Source organism: Psychrobacter sp. APC 3426, assembly GCF_030408035.1.
Taxonomy (GTDB): Bacteria; Pseudomonadota; Gammaproteobacteria; order Pseudomonadales; family Moraxellaceae; genus Psychrobacter.
This window is the reverse complement of sequence record NZ_JASDCF010000009.1, coordinates 61,700-81,896: the sequence shown is the minus strand read 5'-3', so window position 1 is coordinate 81,896 and position 20,197 is coordinate 61,700. Positions and strand designations below refer to the sequence as shown.

Genomic DNA, 20,197 nt, shown 5'->3' with positions numbered 1-20,197 from the left:
TGTTCAAACCCACAAGCTTGTGGCTAAGGAGTGGTGATGGAGGCTAGGATTAAGCGTTTGGCGTATAAGCCATTATCTTATATTGTCCAAGTCCAAGAGTGGTGCTTTTACCAATATGAAGCTGCTCGCCCAGTCTTAGTGCAGGCAATAAGCGCTCTAGTGCGCCACTACGATCGGGGTCGGACAGATGAATACAGCCAATCATTGCGTGTAGATGAATTTTGCGCTGCTGACGACTGGAGCGCCGAGAGATATTGGCGGGGCGTACATCGGCTGTCATATCAAGCTGTAAAATATCTGCTTTGAACGCATGATAATCCTCATAACCGATACGCCACGGAATATCAGGACTATGATGCCGCTGACACAGGCGGATACGGTTGTATAAAGATGCCAAAAATGTCACAGTATCTAGCACTTGTGCCTGATTGACAATGTGTCCTTTTTGTTGATGACGAAATGGTGTCAAAAACTGTAAATCAAGCTGATCTACTGATGCTGGCGTGCCAGATGGGTGACAGTCTATCTGTGAGTGCGTCACGGGTAGTGCTTTGATTTTGCCGCTGTTCTTGTCACTGTTGTCAATGTCGCTATGATCAAAGAGTAAGGTTTCACCCAGGCGCACGTATAATAAGCGTGCCCGCTGAAAAGGCGCACGCACACCCAAGCCTTGCGCTAGTGCCTGCTGCCATGCTCGAATAATCAGCGTACTATCACCAATGGCATCGCCCATAATACTCATCTTAAAATGCCAAACATCCCCACTGTGATAGGTGGATGGTGGCGGGGTATGAAGCACATAAGGATTGACTGCTTGCACGCTCGCTGGCATAAGCGCCGGCCTCTCAAAAATACGTGGAAAACGGCAATGCACCTTGAGTGGACAGTCTCTGCAAGCTGGCAGGTCAGTGACACAAGTTAGCCTGCGTAGCGCCGTACCAAATGCTCCGCGCAGCATAGACCCTGAATATTCAGGTATACGTAAGCCATCCACTTGCTGCACATCAAAGTGCAACGTGACGAGGTTGGCTATGCTAATAATACTGCGCTCAAACTGAGACATACATACTCCAATATAGCATTTATAACAATGACGTTATCATAACAAGCCCAAAGCAAAATGTACGACTAAAAAATAGCGTGCATCTTGTTGCTTAAGCGTACGCTATCTATTATGATAGACCAGTAGCGTGCTTAAAGGTGCGCTGCTCCCTGATATCAGGGACGGTTTCAGACATTATCTGATGAAGGTAGTGGTCACTATTTAATGTATCAGACGTATAATTGGTTGTTTTTTGAGCAATTTGCTCTTAAAAATTGGTTAAAAAAACAACAACTTTTAAGCCAACAATTGTCGGTTAAAATAATAGCAGTAAGTTGTTGATTTTATTGATAATAAAAAAGCTTGTGCAGTCTGAAACGTTCCCTGATTTCTAAGGGATTAAGACCCACCACGGTGATCACGTAGGCACATCCAAAGGTCTGAAACGTTCCCTGATTTCTAAGGGATTAAGACAGAATCTTCTCTGTAAAGACGAACTAAAGCTTCGTCTGAAACGTTCCCTGATTTCTAAGGGATTAAGACTGTTATGCGTTTCCACATTTATACGGAACTGACCGTCTGAAACGTTCCCTGATTTCTAAGGGATTAAGACAGCTACGGTGATATGAGGGTGTCTAAATGGAAGGTCTGAAACGTTCCCTGATTTCTAAGGGATTAAGACCATTGAGCTCAGCCTTGACGTTAATGCGCTCTGTCTGAAACGTTCCCTGATTTCTAAGGGATTAAGACCGATCTCACGCTTGCGATTTCTTAGAGAACGAGCCGTCTGAAACGTTCCCTGATTTCTAAGGGATTAAGACTCTGGATTTTCCTCCGCCATCTTGAGAATCAACGGTCTGAAACGTTCCCTGATTTCTAAGGGATTAAGACAGATTATCTGAGCAGACAGTTTGCCTTGAATCAGTCTGAAACGTTCCCTGATTTCTAAGGGATTAAGACGTCTACTAACGTACTATCTACTAAGTCACCTAGGTCTGAAACGTTCCCTGATTTCTAAGGGATTAAGACAAAGTTGATTTCAAAATTACCTCAGATGTAAATGTCTGAAACGTTCCCTGATTTCTAAGGGATTAAGACTAAAGCCTTTGGTGTACCTAAGTCGACTAAGGACGTCTGAAACGTTCCCTGATTTCTAAGGGATTAAGACAGGTTGGCGTAACCGTCAGGACGTTTCTTGTTAGTCTGAAACGTTCCCTGATTTCTAAGGGATTAAGACGCATTGCGGACGCTTTTAATGGCGTTGTTAGTAGTCTGAAACGTTCCCTGATTTCTAAGGTGAGAGACGTTAAGAAAAAGCACTGCTTTTTTAGTCTCGCAAGAGAGAATCCTTTAAATAGGATTCTCTGAAGGAAATAACGAAACACTGACTCAATCGAGTGCAAGAGGATTTATATTTTTGCAAACTTGATTAACTTGGTTAGAATGGCTTGAAGGTTTTTGAAAGACTGATTGCTTCTCAGGTGTTTATCATATACTTATTACCAAGCCATAAACCAAAAAAGCCACCTAGCTAGGTGGCTTTTTTGGTTTATGGTTCATCTGGTGTTATTGACAGGGCGGCAGTCGCAGCACAGTGTTATCTAAATCCGCTTGACCTCGTACGGCTCAAGCTTAGCATCAAGTGCGGATAGCTGCGCAGCTGTCAGCTCCATCCCGCGCAAATGCTCTGGGATGTATAGGCTTAGATGCTGATAACTCACACCTAACTCATTGAGATCAGCGACGATATTGATCGGCAATGACCCGATGATGGTATCACCAGCCGACAGCGCCTGATAATCAGTCAGATGCGTTAAGTGGGTATCATACAGATGCCCCATGTGGTTCATCCAATCCACTGCACCTTTATGACGACTGACCAAATAGATACTCATAACCGCTCCTATCTAATAAATGATGTTATAAAAACCAACTAATAGCGATTATAGTGCATTTCAAGCGGTCTAAAGGTTTTGACAAGCTTGTAGATACCTTTACTGAGATAACCATGTATGCGCTCATCGACTGCAACAGCTTTTATGCCAACTGTGAGAAGCTCTTTCGCCCTGATCTAAGAGATAAGGCGGTAGTAGTGCTCTCTAACAACGACGGCTGTGTGGTGGTGCGATCAAGCGAGGCAAAGCAGCTCGGTATCAAGATGGGTGTGCCATACTTTAAGGTTAAAGACTTCTGTGCGCAGAACAACGTTACCGTCTTTAGTTCTAACTACACCCTCTATGCTGATATGTCTCACAGAGTCATGAGTACCCTTGAAAAGCTGTGTCCTACCGTTGAAGTCTATTCTATCGATGAAGCCTTTTTATACTTAGCTGATTATCCTACTGCGATGACTGATCTTGATAGTTATGGGCGTAAGCTCAAAAGTATCGTCGAGCAGTACACTACTTATTCATAGCCCAACGACAACCTACTTGGTAGAAGTCGAAGGCGATAGCATGATCGATATGGGTATCTATCCTAATGATATCTTGATTGTGGATCGCTCATTAAGCGCTAAAAATAAAGATATCGTGATTGCACTAGTCGATGACGGCTTTACCGCCAAGCAGCTGATACTCGGTGAGCATATTATCTTACGAGCTCATAATGAGAACTATGCAGATATCGTGGTGAAAGGATCGCTTGAGCTGTTTGGGGTGGTGGTGAGTAGTGTTAGGCGGTTTAAGAGGTGAGGGTAATAGGTATAAGAAAGTTTTCATAACCCATCCCAAACAACGCAGTACCCCGAAAATTAGTTGGTAGATAAGCTTGCTTAAACGCATAATACCGCTAGAATTGTTACCACTAAGTAAATTCATCTCTTGTACGGCTAATTATTCATTCGTTGCATAATTACGTATCAAAATATAGAGACCCTAAAGCATGGCAAAAACAACCAAAAAGAGTGATAAAAAAGAAGTGCGCTTTGAAGAATCCTTATGGGATGTAGCCAATAAGCTACGTGGTAGCGTTCAGTCATTAGAATATAAGCACATCGTCTCACGTCTTATCTTCTTAGAGTTTATCAGTGATATTTTCAAGAAGCGCAAGCATGAGCTGATAGATGCAGGCCAAGAGAAGTGCATTGACGTAGTGCAGGCATACATCAAAGAGAACGTGTTTTATTTGGCAGAAGATCGATCGTGATAAGGTATATACAGAGATATTCGACCAGGCTGAGCAGTTTAAGAAGAGTAGAATAGGGAATTAGGGCATGGCTGAACAACAAACCCCAATTTTTATGACTGCTTGTTAAGTCAGTCAATAGCTTAGCTATCTGCTCATTCTCATCCGCTGTCTTTGGCTGATAGTAATAGCAGGTTATGCTGATATTAAAGATCAGACAGGCTAAACGGATGCTAATACCTCTGGCTTTGATGTAATGCTGAGCTAGCTCTTTGCGCCTAGAGGGCGCTACCACTTTTTTGACATGGCATCCTGTAGGATATCTGATTTTAACCGTTCTTCAGCGTACATTTTCTTTAAGCGAGCGTTCTCAGCTTCTAATTCTTTAAGACGGGTAATCAGTGAGGCATCCATGCCGCCGTATTTACTCCGCCATTTGTAGAAGGTGCTCTGACTTATATTGTGCTCACGCAGTATGTCACTGACAGGCACGCCTTGTTCTGCTTGTTTGAGTATATTAACTATCTGGGTGTCGGTAAATCTTGATTTTTTCATGTCGAAATCTCCTGCTGGTATTTTAGCAGTTAGTTTCTACTTTTAAGTGTTATTATTTTTTGGGGTGATTACCCAGACAGGCCTAATAAGCGCAATGGGTACACTAAAAAGAGAGTCCGTAGCGACACAGGCGAGCTTGAGATCTCCACCCCCAGAGACCGCGACAGTAGCTTTGAGCCTGTACTTGTCAGTAAGCATCAAACCCGTATTTCAGGTCTTGATGACAAAATCATATTTCACTACAGGCATAGCCTTACGTCTTGCGCTTCGGGCAAGTGTCTCCCAGACACTTGCTGATCCTCGCTCATACGCCAAAGGTCAAACCACTACTGAGATTGTCGAAACCATCAAGGACATCTACGACGTCGACATCTCAAGCAGCTTGGTTTCCAGAGTCACTGACAACATCTTGGATGACATCACCGCTTGGCAGAACCGGCCACTGAGCAGCGTCTATCCTATCGTCTACTTAGACTGCATTGTCGTCAAAGTTCGTCAGGACAAGCAGATCATCAACAAGGCGATCTATCTGGCGCTAGGCGTGGGACTTGATGGTAAAAAAGAGCTGCTTGGTATGTGGCTATCAGAGAACGAGGGCGCTAAATTCTGGCTTGGTGTTCTCACTGAGCTACAAAACCGCGGGGTTCAAGATATTCTTATTGCCTGTGTCGATGGTTTAAAAGGCTTCCCTGATGCCATCAATACGGTCTACCCTAACGCTCAGGTTCAGCTGTGTATCGTGCATATGGTGCGCTATTCGATGAAGTTCGTACCTTGGACGGACAAGAAGGCCGTAGCAGCTGATTTAAAGGCCATCTACGGTGCTGATACGCTTGAGATGGCAGAGGCCAATCTCGAGCACTTTGATGAGACTTGGGGCACAGAGTACCCGCATGTCATCAAGTCTTGGCGTAATAACTGGGAGGGCTTAACGGTGTTCTTTGAGTATCCGAAAGATATCAGAAAAGCCATCTATACCACCAATGCTATTGAGTCTTTAAACAGCGTGATTCGGACAGCGGTGAATAAGCGTAAGGTGTTCCCGTCTGATCAGGCAGCATTCAAGGTAGTCTACCTAGCAACTCAGCAGGCGTCGTCAAGGTGGTCGATGCCCATCCGTAACTGGACGTCTGCTCTTAATCGCTTTATGATTATGTTTGATGATCGTATCAGTAAGCATTTAATCTAAAGGGCAGTTACACAGAATTCGGGATGGGCTCTCTTTAGGTTCTGACTTGCCAAAGATGCCCGCAATTTTTGAAAAAAGACTAGACATAGAAATCTCCTTTTTTTGAGTATAAACAGTGGATTTGCTAGCCTAGCAGTTAAAGTACATGACAGGCTGGGCATTTCCTTTTTTAAACAAATGCTTAACCGATGCATTCAGATACTTATCTCTAATAGCATCTTCAGCTACTGTCCCAACGAATTCATAGCGCCCAGAACCTATAATGTCTTCACGTTTTGGCATAAAAGTAGTTCCCGCATCATACCACCCAGATACTTTATAGACTTCTTTTACAATACCTTGGTGAACTGATAATACATACTCTACGTTATTCGCACGCTCTAGATTAATTCTCCATGCACTGCGAGTAGTGTTGTACAGGTCTTGCGCACTAATATTGTCTGAGTCTTCTAGATTGATACGAATAATCAGCGCAGGTTCCGTTATTTCAAAAGAGTCATAAGTAGCTATATTGGATGAGTCATCTTCAGTTTCTGATTCGTAGTCTTCATCATCTTCCTCGTCATAATCCTCATCATATGGGTCTATTCCTAATATGGGTCTATTCCTAGGTATTCAGAAAAAGCATCAGAGACATCAAAATCAAGGCTTGTTAATTTATCGTATACAAACTTAATGGATGTATAGTAAAAATAGTCTAAAAAGTCATATTGTAATTGACTGTAATTTTCATCAATTAATTCATCAGCACTAAAAATTGACTCAGGTTGTTCATTGACTATATGGAGAAGACGAGCATACTGATTTTTATTCAGTACTTTTTTATAGATACCGTCTTCATACATAATGTAGTGAATCAAGCTTTGAAGGCTCATATCATACGAACCATCAACCCAGTCTAAATAGAACTTATCATAACCATAGCCTGGCCTGACTTTAAAATCACCTTGCTCTCTAAAGTGAGCAATATTATTAACAATGATTTGATCTAAGCGGTCTATAATTTCTTGTTCTAGTTCACTAAGGTCAAAGTCATCTAAATTAACAGTTTCTTTTACCTCATTAGGTACACTGTGAATATATGACTCAATAATATTGTCTGTCGGTTGTTCTTTAACAAAATCTTGAGGTTGCCAATCATCAAGAGCATTGTTATTAATCAGTTGAATTAAAAAATCCTTAACTTTATCGGAATAATTATTAAGCTCGTTACCTGAAAGTGAAATATAGAATAATTCAGTGAGATTGATGATGCTTTCAGGCAGTGATGTTAGCTGGTTATCACTAATGTCTAAGGTTGTTAAGTTTTCTAAATTACCAATACTTTCAGGCAGTGATGTTAGCTGGTTACCACTAATGATTAAGTATGTAAGATTTTCTAGGTTGTCAATAGTTTCAGGTAATAATGTTAGCTGGTTATTCCAAGTTTCTAAGCGTGTCAGTTTTTTTAAGTTACCAATACTTTCAGGCAGTGATGTTAGCTGGTTACGACTAATGTTTAAGTCTGTAAGATTTTCTAGGTTGCCAATAGTTTCAGGCAGTGATGTTAGCTGGTTATCACTAATGTTTAAGTCTGTAAGATTTTCTAGGTTGCCAATAGTTTCAGGTAGTGATGTTAGCTGGTTATCACTAATGATTAAGTCTGTAAGATTTTCTAGGTTGCCAATAGTTTCAGGTAGTGATGTTAGCTGGTTATCACTAATGATTAAGTCTGTAAGATTTTCTAGGTTGCCAATAGTTTCAGGTAGTGATGTTAGCTGGTTACCACTAATGCCTAAGCTTGTTAGGTTTTCTAAGTTAGCAATACTATCAGGCAGTGATGTTAGCTGGTTACGACTAATGTTTAAGTCTGTAAGATTTTCTAGGTTGCCAATAGTTTCAGGCAGTGACGTTAGTCCAAAACCCCTGATAGTTAGTGATTTAAGATTGCTAAAGTTACCAATAGTTTCAGGCAGTGATGTTAGCTCGCTAAAACTAATATCTAAGCTTGTTAGGTTTTCTAAGTTAGCAATACTATCAGGCAGTGATGTTAGCTGGTTATCATCAATACTTAAGTCTGTCAGATTTTCTAGGTTGCCAATAGTTTCAGGCAGTGATGTTAGCTGGTTACCACTAATGTCTAAGCTTGTTAGGTTCTCTAAGTTACCAATAGTTTTAGGCAGTGACGTTAGTCCAAAACCCCTGATAGTTAGTGATTTAAGATTGCTAAAGTTACCAATCCCATTAGGGATATTACTTAAGGAGCCTTTTAAGTATATATGAAGAAAATCCAAATTCTTTAGTTGTGCGAACTTATTACAGAACTCAGATAACTTCTTGGCAGTTAAATTATCAAGGGTAATTGCATAGGGGTTCTGTAGAAACTCAACATCTCTTGGAATATCATATTCGGATATCTTAGATTTATCAGCCCAATCCCAAAGCTCTAGCATCCAAGGTTCGGCGGGTTCTTTCTTTTCCCAACCAGAAACGGTATCACCCAGTTGAGTGAGAAACTCAGTGACTCCATGAGACAGACGGTCTAAGGTATTCATATCACTAGGACCTAGCTCTAGCTCTTCTAACTGGGTTAAATTAACAAAGCTTTCTGGGAGGCTTTGTAAGCTACAGCAATCTAGCGAGAGGTGCTTTAGATTGGTTAAATTACCGAAGCTTTCAGGTAGCTTAGTTATACGTTCGTTGACTCCTAAGTCTAAATACTCTAACTTTGTGAGCTCACCAATTTCTGAAGGTATCTCTGATAGGGCTCCCTCATTTAAACACAGCTCAGTAAGTTCTTTTAAATCGAATATCCAGACAGGAATTTCGTATAGATCTCCTGAAAGAGATAGCTTTTTCAATTTCTTTAATGAACCTATTTCATCTGAGTAAAGCTCAGTACTATAAAGTAGTAGCTCCTCTAACTGCGTAAGTTGAAAAAAATCATCTGGGAAATCTTGAAGCACATCACACGCAAATAGGTCTATGGACTTAAGATTCTCAAGTCTAGAGATATTCTCAGGTAACCTTTCTAATGCTGACTCATGTATTTTAAGCTGTTCGAGAGAGGTTAGATTAACAATTTCCTCTGGTAGAGATTCGCCTCCATAATAACTTAAGTCGAGGATTTTTAGATTGGGTAATTTTGAGATTAACTTAATTAGTTCAAAGGCCTCAGCGTCTAGATCTTCTAGTTTTAAGTCTAGATCTTCTAGTTTTAACTCATTTAGTTGTTCTAGTTTTAACTCATTTAGTTGTTCTAAACCTACTGCATCGCGAGGAATAACATCATCAGATATTTGGAATTTATCAGCTAGGTTCCAAAGCTCTTGCATCCAAGGTTCAGTGTTTTTATTATTAGTCATTATTTCATCACCTTTTATATAGTCTATGTTATTTTCAGCATAGAAAGCACTCATCCAATGTTGAGTGCTTTCAGACTTTAACTGTCTTATTTCTAGCAGTTAACATACATGGTATGACCCCTGCCGTCAAATCCGTACACATAAACTTGGGAGATTTTAATTACGCAGCCTGACGATAATAATCAAACCACACCTGTCTTGGCGATTGATAGCCCAAACCCTTTTGAATCCTCGTCTGGTTGTAGTACAGCTCGATGTATCTAATAATATCGTTGATCGCTGCAAATCTAGTCTTATAATCCTGATGATATACCAGCTCGTTCTTTAAAGTGCCCTAGAAGCTTTCTATCGGAGCGTTATCGAAACAGTTGCCTTTGCCGCTCATTGAGCCTATAAATTGATGCTGCTTAATGGTCTTGTGGTAGGCGTGACTGCAATACTGACTGCCTCTGTCTGAATGAACGATTAGCCCTTTGCTTGGACGTTTATTCTTGATGGCCATGTTCAATGCGCGACAGACCAAATCTGCGGTCATGCGTTTGTTGATCGCATAGCCGACCAGCTCTTTGGTATATAAGTCTTTGACTCCCGCTAAATACAACCAGCCCTCATGTGTCCAGATATAGGTGATGTCGCTTACCCATGCTTGGTTAGGGCGACTGGTGTCAAACTTCTGATCGAGCACGTTTGGATAGACCAGCTTGTTGTGATTGGAGTCGGTGGTGACTTTAAAGCGCTTATAACGACGACATTTAATGCCGTGTTGCTCTTTGATGCTTCTTACCATATACAGGCTAATGTTATGGCCTTGCTCGCTTAGATGAGCATGCAGTCGATCTGCGCCATAACGTTCTTTCGTTTCATTGTGAGCCGCTTTAACCAGTAACTCGCACTGATTACGATGTACCTGCTGACAGCTGAGATCACGACTTAGCCAGTCATAGTAGCTTGAGGGTTTAACCTGTAGTACGCGGCACATGCTACTAATGCTAAAGACTTGCTGGTTGTCTTTGATAAAGGCGTACCTGACTAACTGTTTCTCGCGAAGTACGCCGTCGCCAACTCGAGCATAGCTCTCCCCTTGCGTCGGGGCGAAGCAGTGCTTCGCTTTATCCCTCCTCATTTAGTATTTCGCGTTCCTCTTCAGCCACTTTGAGCTGCCGCTTGAGCTGCTTTATTTCTTGAAGAGCACTCATAAGATCAGGATCATATTGCTCTGTGCCAACAAGCTTTCCTTGATTGGCTTTGTTATGCCAATTTGAGAACGTTTGCATGGCAATGCCAAGCTGCTTTGCAGTCGCTGAAATATTGCCATTGTTGTCTGCTATCTTCTTGACGGCCTCGGCTTTAAATTCGTCACTGTAGGTTCTTACTTTCTTGGTCATGATAAACTCCGATTAATACGCTTAGTTTACCAAGTTTACCTCTACGGTTTCTTCAGCATAGCTCATTGTCCTTGGTCTCGAAGATCATAGCTCACAATTCTAATAGTCTTAGAGAAGTATTCTGTTTGATGAGCGAACATTGTTTGATCAAAAAATAGGGAGTGACACATCACTAATACTGGTGCGTCTTTCGGACCTTGATCACTATAAACGGTGGTGTGTTAAAAAGTATGCTGATTAAAATTTGAACAATTTTTGAAGCCTTGAAAGCCCTATAGAATCAGATAACTTAGCATAGATCTTTTATTGACTTTTATCGCCAGCATACTTTTTAGAACACCACCCTATAAACAAGCATAGTTCCATTAACGTTAATATTTGGCATGGTTCTCATCCTTGTAGTAAAAACTTTGAATTCAAATAGATATAGTCATGTGAACTTATTTATAGTAGCACTAATTTACTTAAAGAGATGATAGGTTTATAGCATCGAGCATTGTTTTTCCAGTCAATTTATGTCGAACAAAATTTAGTTACTTTATATGTTGATAAATGTAAGATAAGTAAATAATATTGTTACTGCTCAGTTGGTATTAAAATTATTATTCTTGGATTTAGTTTTACATAATTAATGATAAGTAAGATATTAATATGAATTGAAAAATAAATTCTGCTAATACCTAGATAGATAATTATTAATTTTTATTCTACGAAAAAAAGACTATTTAAGACCCCACTCTCAACTTATTTTTCTAAGGTATTGGTTTACTTAGTTTTTAAAATTTCAGTTAAAACAATTAGAATTTTAAATTCTATAAAAATCAAAAGCCTACGATAAGTTGAGATTGGCGTATTTAAGAGAAGATTTTAATAGAGCCATAAATATAAGGCAAATAATGTATAAAAAAGAGGGTATGTTTTACTCACCATCAGATCTAACCAAATACATGGAAAGTCCTTTTGCATCATGGATGGATAGACTCGCTCAAGAGTATCCAGAGTTAGCACCTAAGCCAGATCCTAGTGACGAGCTTATGGTGATGTTGCAACAAAAAGGTTATGAGCATGAAGATAAGCTAGAGACGCAGTTCATAGCTGAAGGCAAGAGCTTAGTCAAAATTGAGGGCATTACCAAAAAGGATAAATATACCAAAACTTTAGCGGCAATGAAGCAAGGTGCTGAAGTCATTGTACAAGGAAGGTTAGAGCTTAGTGAGTTCGCCGGCTATGCTGATTTTCTGGTGAAAGTGGAGCACAAGTCAGATCAACCTTTAAGCAATCTCGGAGATTGGCATTATGAGGTGTGGGACACTAAGCTTGCTAGTCACGTCAAGCCAACATTTATAATCCAATTATGTTGCTACGCTCAAATGCTTGAGGCCATTCAAGGCTGCTTGCCTCAAAATATTACCGTTGCTCTTGGCAATGGTGAGAAGCAAATACTAAAGACTCATGATTTTTATTACTATTATCTATCTCTTAAAAATACTTTTTTGGTCGAGCACTCTCGCTTTCATCCCGATCAAAAACCAGATCCTGCTGACTCGAAAAGTTGGGGTAATTGGAGTAACCATGCCGAACAAATTTTGCTCGATAAAGATCATCTGTTTCAAGTGGCGAACATTACCAAAGCACAAATTAAAAAACTCAATAAAATAGGTATTCACACTATGCAGCAGCTTGCAGAGCTGCCTTTGTTATCAGTGCATGGTATTCATTCCACATCTCTCGCTAAAATTAAAGATCAAGCTGCTATACAAATCAAAACCCATTTAAAAACTAAAAATTCAGATGAGCCTAATGGTAACGCTATACCAGAGTTTGAAATACTCCCTCACACAGAGGATGAGAAAAAAGGACTAGCAGTATTACCGCCACACTCTGCACTAGATGTATTCTTCGATATTGAAGGGTTTCCACTTGATGAGGGTGGTTTAGAGTATTTATGGGGTAATAGTTATTTTGATGAGCAGGGTGATCGTCAATTTAAAGATTTCTGGGCTCACAATCCTGAACAAGAAAAACAGTGTTTTGAGGCGTTTATTCACTGGGTATATGATAGATGGCAACAAGACCCAAGTATGCATATCTACCACTACGCCAATTATGAAATTGCCGCGTGCCGAAAGCTTATGGGTCGCTATGGCATTTGTGAATATGAGGTTGATCAACTTTTAAGAAATGAAGTGTTTGTAGACTTGTATAAAGTGGTGAAGGGCGGTTTACGATTAGGCGCGCCTAAATATTCTATCAAAAATGTAGAGCGTCTATATCGAAGCAAGCGTAACACTGAGGTAGGCAATGGCGGTGATTCTATCGTTGTTTATGATCACTGGCGACAGTTATTTGAGCAAGGTCTAGAAGGAGATACTTGGCAAACCTCGAAGATTCTAAATGATATTCGTGATTATAATATTGATGATTGCGATTCTACGCAGGAGCTAACAGTATGGTTAAGGGAGCAGCAAGCAATACATCGTATTGAGTATCTTGGTAAAACTGAAGTCATTGAGCCAGCAGTCTCCGAAGAAGTGACCATGGTTACCGCATTGCGTGACCGTCTATTAGACCAAGCTGAAACAGAGTTACTAGATAACCCTAAACAAGCACAACTCACTGAGAATCTAGCATGGATGTTAGAATTTCATCGAAGAGAGTCTAAACCATTGTTTTGGAAGCTTTTTGACCGCCTTGGTTCAGACGAGATAGAGCTTTTTGACGACTTAGACTGTCTTGCTCTTTGTGAGCGCACGGATAGAGCGCCCTTTAAGTCTCAACCCAAAGCTAGAAACTTAAGCTATGAGTATAGTTTCGATGTCGAGCAAGAATTTAAAGGCGCTGCGAAAAGCTTCTATTTGCTTGGAGTTGAAAAATTAGATGGCAAAAATGCTACGGTTAGCTTTGTTGCTGAGGAGAGTGATTTAGATAAGGGTATAATCGTAGTTAAAACTAAAGACGAACCATCGAAGATAGTATCACTGATACCAAACGAATATATTGATACAAGTATAATCTCAGATGCCCTTTTTAGAACGGTTGCTGAGTACGAGCAAGGGTTATTTAGACAACAACAATCTGCCGTTATAGACTTTTTAACGGGTTCAAAGCCGAGAATATCAAATCATACAGGCGGTGATATTGTCGATAGTGATGAACCTAATGCACGCTTAGAGCAAATCATCACAGCGATTGTTAATCTAGATAATAGCTACTTACCTATACAGGGCCCTCCTGGCGCTGGCAAGACTTTCACTGGTAAACATGTCATCGCCCATCTGCTTAAATCAGGAGCAAGAATAGGCATCTCCAGTAACAGTCATAAAGCGATCAATAACTTATTACTCAGTACTGCTAAATATTGCAAACTCCAAAATATAAAAGCAGCTTTTATCTGTACACAAGATACTGATGATGAGCTTGCAGATTATGATGTGACTATCTCAAGCAATAGTAAGTTAATCGGTCATATAGAGTCATCCTGCGTTATTGGGACGACTGCGTGGGGGTTTGCGCGGGAGGATATGACTGGGCAGCTCGACTATTTATTCATTGATGAGGCAGGGCAAGTTTCAACGGCAAATTTGGTAGCTATGAGTCGCAGTGCTAAAAATTTAGTATTAATGGGTGATCAGATGCAGTTAGGTCAACCTTCACAAGGCACCCATCCTGCTCAAAGTGGGTTATCTATATTAGATTATCTACTCCATAAAACACCGACAATACCTGCAGATAGAGGTGTGTTTTTAGATACGACTTATCGTATGCATAGCAAAGTAAATACTGTTATCAGTCAGCTAATTTATGAAGGTAAACTCAAGTCACACTTTGACAATGATAAGCGAATTCTTCAAACAGTAGATGCAGCTACTCAAAATACTGATCAGCAAACTCTAGAAGCGCATTTAAACTCTGAGGCAGGAATCATCTTTATCCCTGTAGAGCATGAAGGTAATACTCAGGCTTCTGATGAGGAGGTGATAGTGATTAAGCAATTAGCTGAATCGCTATTGGGGCGTCTATTGCATACTGGTGCGACTAAAGATACTGGAGAGCCAGAAACTCGAATCATAACTTGGGACGATATTTTGTTTGTCGCTCCCTATAATCATCAGGTTAGTAAGTTAAAAATCGCCTTGGGCAAACAAGCCAAGATTGGTAGTGTTGATAGGTTTCAAGGTCAAGAAGCGCCTATTATATTTTTAAGTATGTGTAGTAGTGATGCTAGTGAATCGCCTCGCGGCATTGATTTCTTACTGGATAAAAACCGTATTAATGTCGCGATCTCTAGAGCACAAACCTTAGCTATCGTAGTAGCAAGTTCTAATCTTGGTAATGTATCGGTCAATAGTGTTGAGCAGCTTAGAAAAGTAAATTTGTTTAATGCAATGAGTTTCATGAAAGATAGGGTGGTTTAATGACTAAGTTAAAATATTGAGTTATTCAAAGAGTACGATAAATTGAATTTTAAATCTTAAGATAACTACATACAGGAGTCATGCTTATGATAGCTAATGCTGTGCAGAGAGGTAGTAGTGTTTACCTGTATGATGAAACAGGCCAAGATTTGCCAGTTTCAATTTTTACTAGAGGGGGTAGGTTAGTAGGGTTTACCGCTTCTACAGTGAGCATTCAAAACGGTACCCTTATTTATACTTACGATGATCGGGGTAATATCTTAGGCACTCCAATTTCTACTGCCTCTCAAGGGACTATTGAGTCTGATGCAACGAATGATAGGGAATCTAGCAGATATAGTAATAGAGGAAATAGTAATACATCAGATTTTGGATTTATTGATGGATATATCGAAAGTTTAACGAATTACGTATACAGGAAGGGATGGAGTCAAAAGAGTATATTTGGAAAACTACTAACATTGATATTACTACCTTTTGCAGTTTGCATCTCTGCTATTCAGATTGCTTTCACAATTTTAAGATGGCTATTGATTGCTGCGGTAATACTTGTAGTGCTATATGTATTTTATATAGGGATCTTTAGTTAAATTCACTACTTTTTAAATGTTATCACTACAATAGAAAAATTTCCCGCCAGTTCAATATATAAAGATAGCCATTCGAGATTTAAAAACATACAATCATAGGGTGGCTCTATTAGTACAGGTTCATTAGCTAAAGAAAAGAATCTGTCAATTCAAAGTTGTTGAATTTTTGGATAATGACTACTTAAATTTCTATGAGCCGATCATAGCTGATAAACAAAAACTAATTTTATTTAATAAAGGGATTTATAATGGAAAACGTAACTAACTCAGATAATGAAAAATGGATGAAACAAATCTGGAATTGGGCAGATAAGGCCTATATTGATGAAAGTATCATACCTAGAGAGCCAAAAAAATTATTAGAATTAAAAGAGATAAATATTAGCCACAATGATGATGTAAAAAATATACCTGAAAGTATTGGAAACCTTAAAAGTTTAGAGAGGTTTATCTTAGTAGGAACTAATGTAAAAAAATTACCAAATAGTATCGGTCATTTATTGAACTTGAAATTTTTATATATTAGTTATGTTGAAAAATTAACTGATTTTCCTGAAAGTATTGGAAATCTTAAGAATTTAGAACATTTAAGTTTAGATGGAAGTAATTTTAAAAAATTACCAGATTGCATTGGTCAGCTATCTAACTTAAAAAAACTAATCCTTGATGATAACGTCAAGCTTACTGAAATTACTGAAAGTATCGGAAACCTTAAGAATTTAGAGGAATTTGTTTTAGAAGGTAATAAAGTAAAAGAATTACCAGATGGCATTGGTTATCTTGAAAATTTAGAAACTTTAAAAATTGAAAATACTAGCATTAAAAAATTACCCGATAGTATTGGCCAACTGTTAAAATTAAAAAAATTGGATATTTGTGATAACAGTAAACTAACGGAAATTCCTGAAAGTATTGGAAGTATTAAAAATTTAGAGAGGCTTGTATTATTAGGAAATAAAATAAAGCAATTACCTGATAGTATTGGTCAACTATCAAAATTAATAGAATTATATATTAGTGGTAATAAACTTACTAGTCTTCCTGAAAGTATTGGAGATCTTAAGAATTTAAAGATCTTAGAATTATATAGTAATAAGTTGAAGTCTTTTCCTGAAAGTATTATAGGTATGGAGAATTTAGAATCAATAGAGATATCTGATAACCCTCTTAAAAATATGTCTAAGCCTATATTAGATTTTCTGCAAAATCTAGGTGTTTACTCTGATGAAGTTGACGAATCAGATTCTTCAACTTCAAGTGTCTCTAATGAAAATGATACTTCAACATTTCTTCAGGTCAATGGCTATGGGGTAGAGACCTTTGCCGGTACTGTAGAGGCTGCAACATATCAATACTTCGAAGATAATGATATCGATCTTGAAGACTATAGCAATGATGCTGAGTGGGGTGATGATAACTGCCAAGTTCCAGAGGAGCATAACTTTGGTGGGGGTGGATTATATGAAGTCGATAATCTATGGCATGTCAACGGCGCTTATTTAACAGAAGATACTCAAATTGAGTTGGTGAACGGTTCTGAAGATACAATCTGGAGTTCGAACTGTGATACTGAATCGCTTGAATCGCAAGGTATTAAGTTGATTTGCGTTTCAAGTCAAGAAGATATTTTTGATAGTTTAGATTTAAAGACAGTTGTTATGGTTGGTAGAATCTTCCAACAAGGTTGTACTTTTGAGAATCAACTTCAGGACGTTGAGAATTTTGAGCCAAATAACCTGACTATTTATTACCATGAAGATGAAAGCGGACGTATTATCAAGAAAATAGAATACAAGGATACTGAGCTTGAAAACGGCAATAGTAGTACTTCTGGTTCAGGATCTGAATATTCTTGGGAAGTTATTGGATAGCAGATTATGAAATGCTTTTCAATATAGAGTTTTATCGAAGCGCTAATCGAGAGAACTCTTCAATTCAAAAGCTATTCATATTTTGTACAGTTTATACTGTCATTATTTTGAAGCAAATTTTATCGGATCGATGGTAATTAATATTATTTAATAAAGGAATTTATAATGAAAAACGTAGCTGACTCAAATAATGAAGAATGGATGCAAGAGATTTGGGATTGGGCAGATAAATTTAATATTGAAAAAGATGTTATTCCTAGAAAGCCAAAAAAATTAATTAAGTTAGAAGTACTGGAAATTAGTTACAATGATGAAATAAGTACAATACCTGAAAGTATTGGAAATCTTAAGAGTTTAGTAACTTTCGCACTAGAAGGAAGTAAATTAAAAAAATTACCAAACAGTATCGGTGAATTATCTAACCTGAAGCAATTAGTAATTAGCAGTAATAATAAACTAACTGAACTTCCTAAAAGCATTGGTAATCTTAAAAATTTGGAAGAACTTCAGTTGGGAGGAAATGGACTTAAAAAATTACCAGATAATATCGGGCAGCTATCAAACTTAATTTATCTAACCATTAACGGTAACTATAACTTAACTGAACTTCCTGAAAGTCTTGGAGGCCTTAAAAACCTAGAAAGCCTTACTTTAGGATATATGGGGCTAACAAAATTACCAGATAGTATTGGTCAGCTATCAAAATTAAAATATCTAACTATTGAAGATCTTGAAAATATAATTGATCTTCCTGAAAGTATTAAAGACCTTAAAAACTTAGAAAGCCTTACTTTAGAGAATAGTGGTTTTAAAAAACTACCAGAAAGTATTGGTCAGTTGTTAAATTTAACAAATTTAACTATTAACTATAATAATAATCTCACTGAATTTCCTGAAAGTATTGGAAATCTAGACAGTTTAGAATATTTTAGTTTAGGAGGTAATAGTGTTAAAAAATTACCAGCTAGTATTGGGCAACTGTCTAGTTTAAAAGAGCTAAACATTAGTAACATTGAAAAACCGCTTGAAATTCCTGAAAGTGTTGGCAATCTTAAGAATTTAGAAAGCCTTAGTTTGGGATACATAAATATTAAGAAATTACCTGAAAATATTTTTCAATTATCAAGTTTATTAAATTTGACTATAGTAGATAATATGAAACTCACAGAAATTTCTGAAAATATTAATAAACTTAAAAATTTAGAGACACTCTATTTAAAAGGTAATAACTTTAAAAAATTACCTAGCAGTATTGGTCGTTTATCAAAATTGATAGATTTAAGTATAGAATATACTGGAAAAATTACAGAAATTCCTGATAGCTTAATTGAACTTGAAAATTTACAGAGCCTCACCTTAAACGGTATGGAAATAAAAAAATTACCTGAAAACATGAGTCAAATGATATCTTTAACAAGTCTAACAGTTGCAAGTAATAAAAAACTAACAGAAATACCTGAGAGTATTTTTGGTGTTAAAAATCTAGAGGTTTTAAATCTAAGCGATAATAATTTAAAAATAATACCTGAAGGCATAAATAATTTAGAAAATTTAAAGTATTTGTATTTAACTTCTAACTCTTTAAAGTCTTTACCTGATTTATCCAATTTAATTAAATTAGAATATTTGGAATTAGATAACAACAAGTTGAATTCTCTTCCTGAAAGTATTATAGGTATGGAGAATTTAGAATCAATGAGTGTCTATGGTAACCCTCTTAAAGCTATTTCGAAACCTGTATTAAGTTTTCTAAAAAATTTAGACGTTTACGTTGATGGAGTTGATGGAGTTGATGGAGTTGATGAGGTTGATGAATCAGATTATTCAACTTCAAACATCTCTAATGAAAATGATACTTCAAGATTTCTTCAGGTAAATGGTTATGGGGTAGAGACCTTTGCTGGTACTGTAGAGGCTGCAACTTATCAATACTTCGAAGATAATGATATCGATCTTGAAGACTATAGCAATGATGTTCAGTGGGGTGATGATGACTGCCAAGTTCCAGAGGAGCATAACTTTGGCGGGTATGGATTATATGAAGTCGATAACCTATGGCATGTTAATGGTGCTTACTTAACAGAAGATACTCAAATTGAGTTAGTGAACAGTTCTGAAGATACACTTTGGAGTTCGAACTGTGATACTGAATCGCTTGAATCGCAGGGTATTAAGTTGATTTGCGTTTCTAGTCAGGAAGATATTTTTGATAGTTTAGATCTAAAAACAGTTGTCATGATTGGTAGGATTTTCCAACAAGGTTGTACTTTTGAGAATCAACTTAAGGATATTGAGAATTTTGATCCAAATAACCTGACTATTTATTATCATGAAGATGAAAGCGGAAGTATTATCAAGAAAATTGAATACAATGATACTGAGCTTGAAAACGGCAATAGTAGTACTTCTGGCTCAGGATCTGAATATTCTTGGGAAGTCATTGGATAGTAGGCTTTGTAATATTTTTTAATTTAAAGTCATATCAAAATATTTATAGTGCGCTTAGTGAAAAACACAATTTTGCTAAGCGCACTTTCAAATAGCATTAATTTTTTAAAAATAGTATTTATCACCAATAAAGTGTTTTTTTAACGTATTAAGTTCTCAAAATATCAAGCAACGATGAGTATTATTTTTAAGTATTAGCCAAAAATTATTACTCATTAATTCAGGTTTTACG

At 37.9% G+C, this 20,197-nt stretch carries 11 protein-coding genes, 3 pseudogenes and 1 CRISPR repeat array; of the genes and pseudogenes, 8 read left to right on the top strand and 6 right to left on the bottom strand.

Going from position 1 to position 20,197, the window contains the following annotated elements; all coding sequences use genetic code 11:
* Positions 1-49: 49 nt before the first annotated feature.
* Complete coding sequence (gene cas6 / locus QL919_RS06850) at positions 50-1,063, bottom strand: CRISPR system precrRNA processing endoribonuclease RAMP protein Cas6 (RefSeq protein ID WP_290188815.1); 1,014 nt, start codon at positions 1,061-1,063, stop codon at positions 50-52.
* A gap of 349 nt (positions 1,064-1,412) precedes the next feature.
* Positions 1,413-2,348: direct repeats of the CRISPR family, unit length 36 nt; unit sequence GTCTGAAACGTTCCCTGATTTCTAAGGGATTAAGAC.
* Between the two features lie 295 nt (positions 2,349-2,643).
* Complete coding sequence (gene csx16 / locus QL919_RS06845; RefSeq protein ID WP_290188814.1) at positions 2,644-2,937, bottom strand: CRISPR-associated protein Csx16; 294 nt, start codon at positions 2,935-2,937, stop codon at positions 2,644-2,646.
* A 53-nt stretch (positions 2,938-2,990) separates the two neighbouring features.
* Between csx16 and QL919_RS06840 the strand changes: the two genes are divergently transcribed.
* The 3 genes from QL919_RS06840 (at position 2,991) to QL919_RS06830 (ending at position 4,189) form a co-directional block, all read left to right on the top strand.
* Positions 2,991-3,458, top strand: a complete 468-nt coding sequence (locus QL919_RS06840) for a hypothetical protein (protein ID WP_290188813.1) — start codon at positions 2,991-2,993, stop codon at positions 3,456-3,458.
* Positions 3,409-3,735 (top strand): S24 family peptidase, encoded by a 327-nt coding sequence (locus QL919_RS06835; protein WP_290188812.1) that lies wholly within the window; start codon positions 3,409-3,411, stop codon positions 3,733-3,735. Before QL919_RS06840 ends, QL919_RS06835 begins: the two co-directional genes overlap by 50 nt.
* Positions 3,736-3,925: 190 nt before the next feature.
* Entirely contained in the window at positions 3,926-4,189 is a 264-nt protein-coding gene (locus QL919_RS06830; protein ID WP_290188811.1) for a type I restriction-modification system subunit M N-terminal domain-containing protein, read from the top strand.
* 82 nt (positions 4,190-4,271) lie between these two features.
* Here QL919_RS06830 and QL919_RS06825 read toward each other — a convergent pair.
* Positions 4,272-4,723: pseudogene (locus QL919_RS06825) on the bottom strand (transposase); the annotation flags it as partial.
* 78 nt (positions 4,724-4,801) lie between these two features.
* Between QL919_RS06825 and QL919_RS06820 the strand changes: the two are divergent.
* A pseudogene (locus tag QL919_RS06820) lies at positions 4,802-5,912 on the top strand (IS256 family transposase); the annotation flags it as partial.
* Positions 5,913-6,041: 129 nt separating this feature from the next.
* On the opposite strand, the gene QL919_RS06815 reads toward QL919_RS06820, so the two are convergent.
* The 3 genes and pseudogenes from QL919_RS06815 to QL919_RS06805 form a co-directional block, all read right to left on the bottom strand.
* Positions 6,042-6,194, bottom strand: coding sequence for a hypothetical protein (locus tag QL919_RS06815; RefSeq protein WP_290188810.1), 153 nt, complete (start codon positions 6,192-6,194; stop codon positions 6,042-6,044).
* Positions 6,195-6,502: 308 nt separating this feature from the next.
* Positions 6,503-9,256 (bottom strand): leucine-rich repeat domain-containing protein, encoded by a 2,754-nt coding sequence (locus tag QL919_RS06810; protein ID WP_290188809.1) that lies wholly within the window; start codon positions 9,254-9,256, stop codon positions 6,503-6,505.
* A gap of 160 nt (positions 9,257-9,416) precedes the next feature.
* A pseudogene (locus QL919_RS06805) lies at positions 9,417-10,641 on the bottom strand (IS3 family transposase).
* 896 nt (positions 10,642-11,537) lie between these two features.
* Between QL919_RS06805 and QL919_RS06800 the strand changes: the two are divergent.
* From QL919_RS06800 to QL919_RS06785, 4 genes are all read left to right on the top strand, one after another.
* A complete protein-coding gene (locus tag QL919_RS06800; RefSeq protein ID WP_290188808.1) occupies positions 11,538-15,056 on the top strand; it encodes a TM0106 family RecB-like putative nuclease in 3,519 nt (1,172 codons plus the stop codon).
* 86 nt (positions 15,057-15,142) lie between these two features.
* Entirely contained in the window at positions 15,143-15,646 is a 504-nt protein-coding gene (locus tag QL919_RS06795; protein WP_290188807.1) for a hypothetical protein, read from the top strand.
* A gap of 248 nt (positions 15,647-15,894) precedes the next feature.
* Positions 15,895-17,517, top strand: a complete 1,623-nt coding sequence (locus QL919_RS06790) for a leucine-rich repeat domain-containing protein (protein ID WP_290188806.1) — start codon at positions 15,895-15,897, stop codon at positions 17,515-17,517.
* A 165-nt stretch (positions 17,518-17,682) separates the two neighbouring features.
* Positions 17,683-19,965 (top strand): leucine-rich repeat domain-containing protein, encoded by a 2,283-nt coding sequence (locus tag QL919_RS06785; protein WP_290188805.1) that lies wholly within the window; start codon positions 17,683-17,685, stop codon positions 19,963-19,965.
* Positions 19,966-20,197 lie beyond the last annotated feature (232 nt).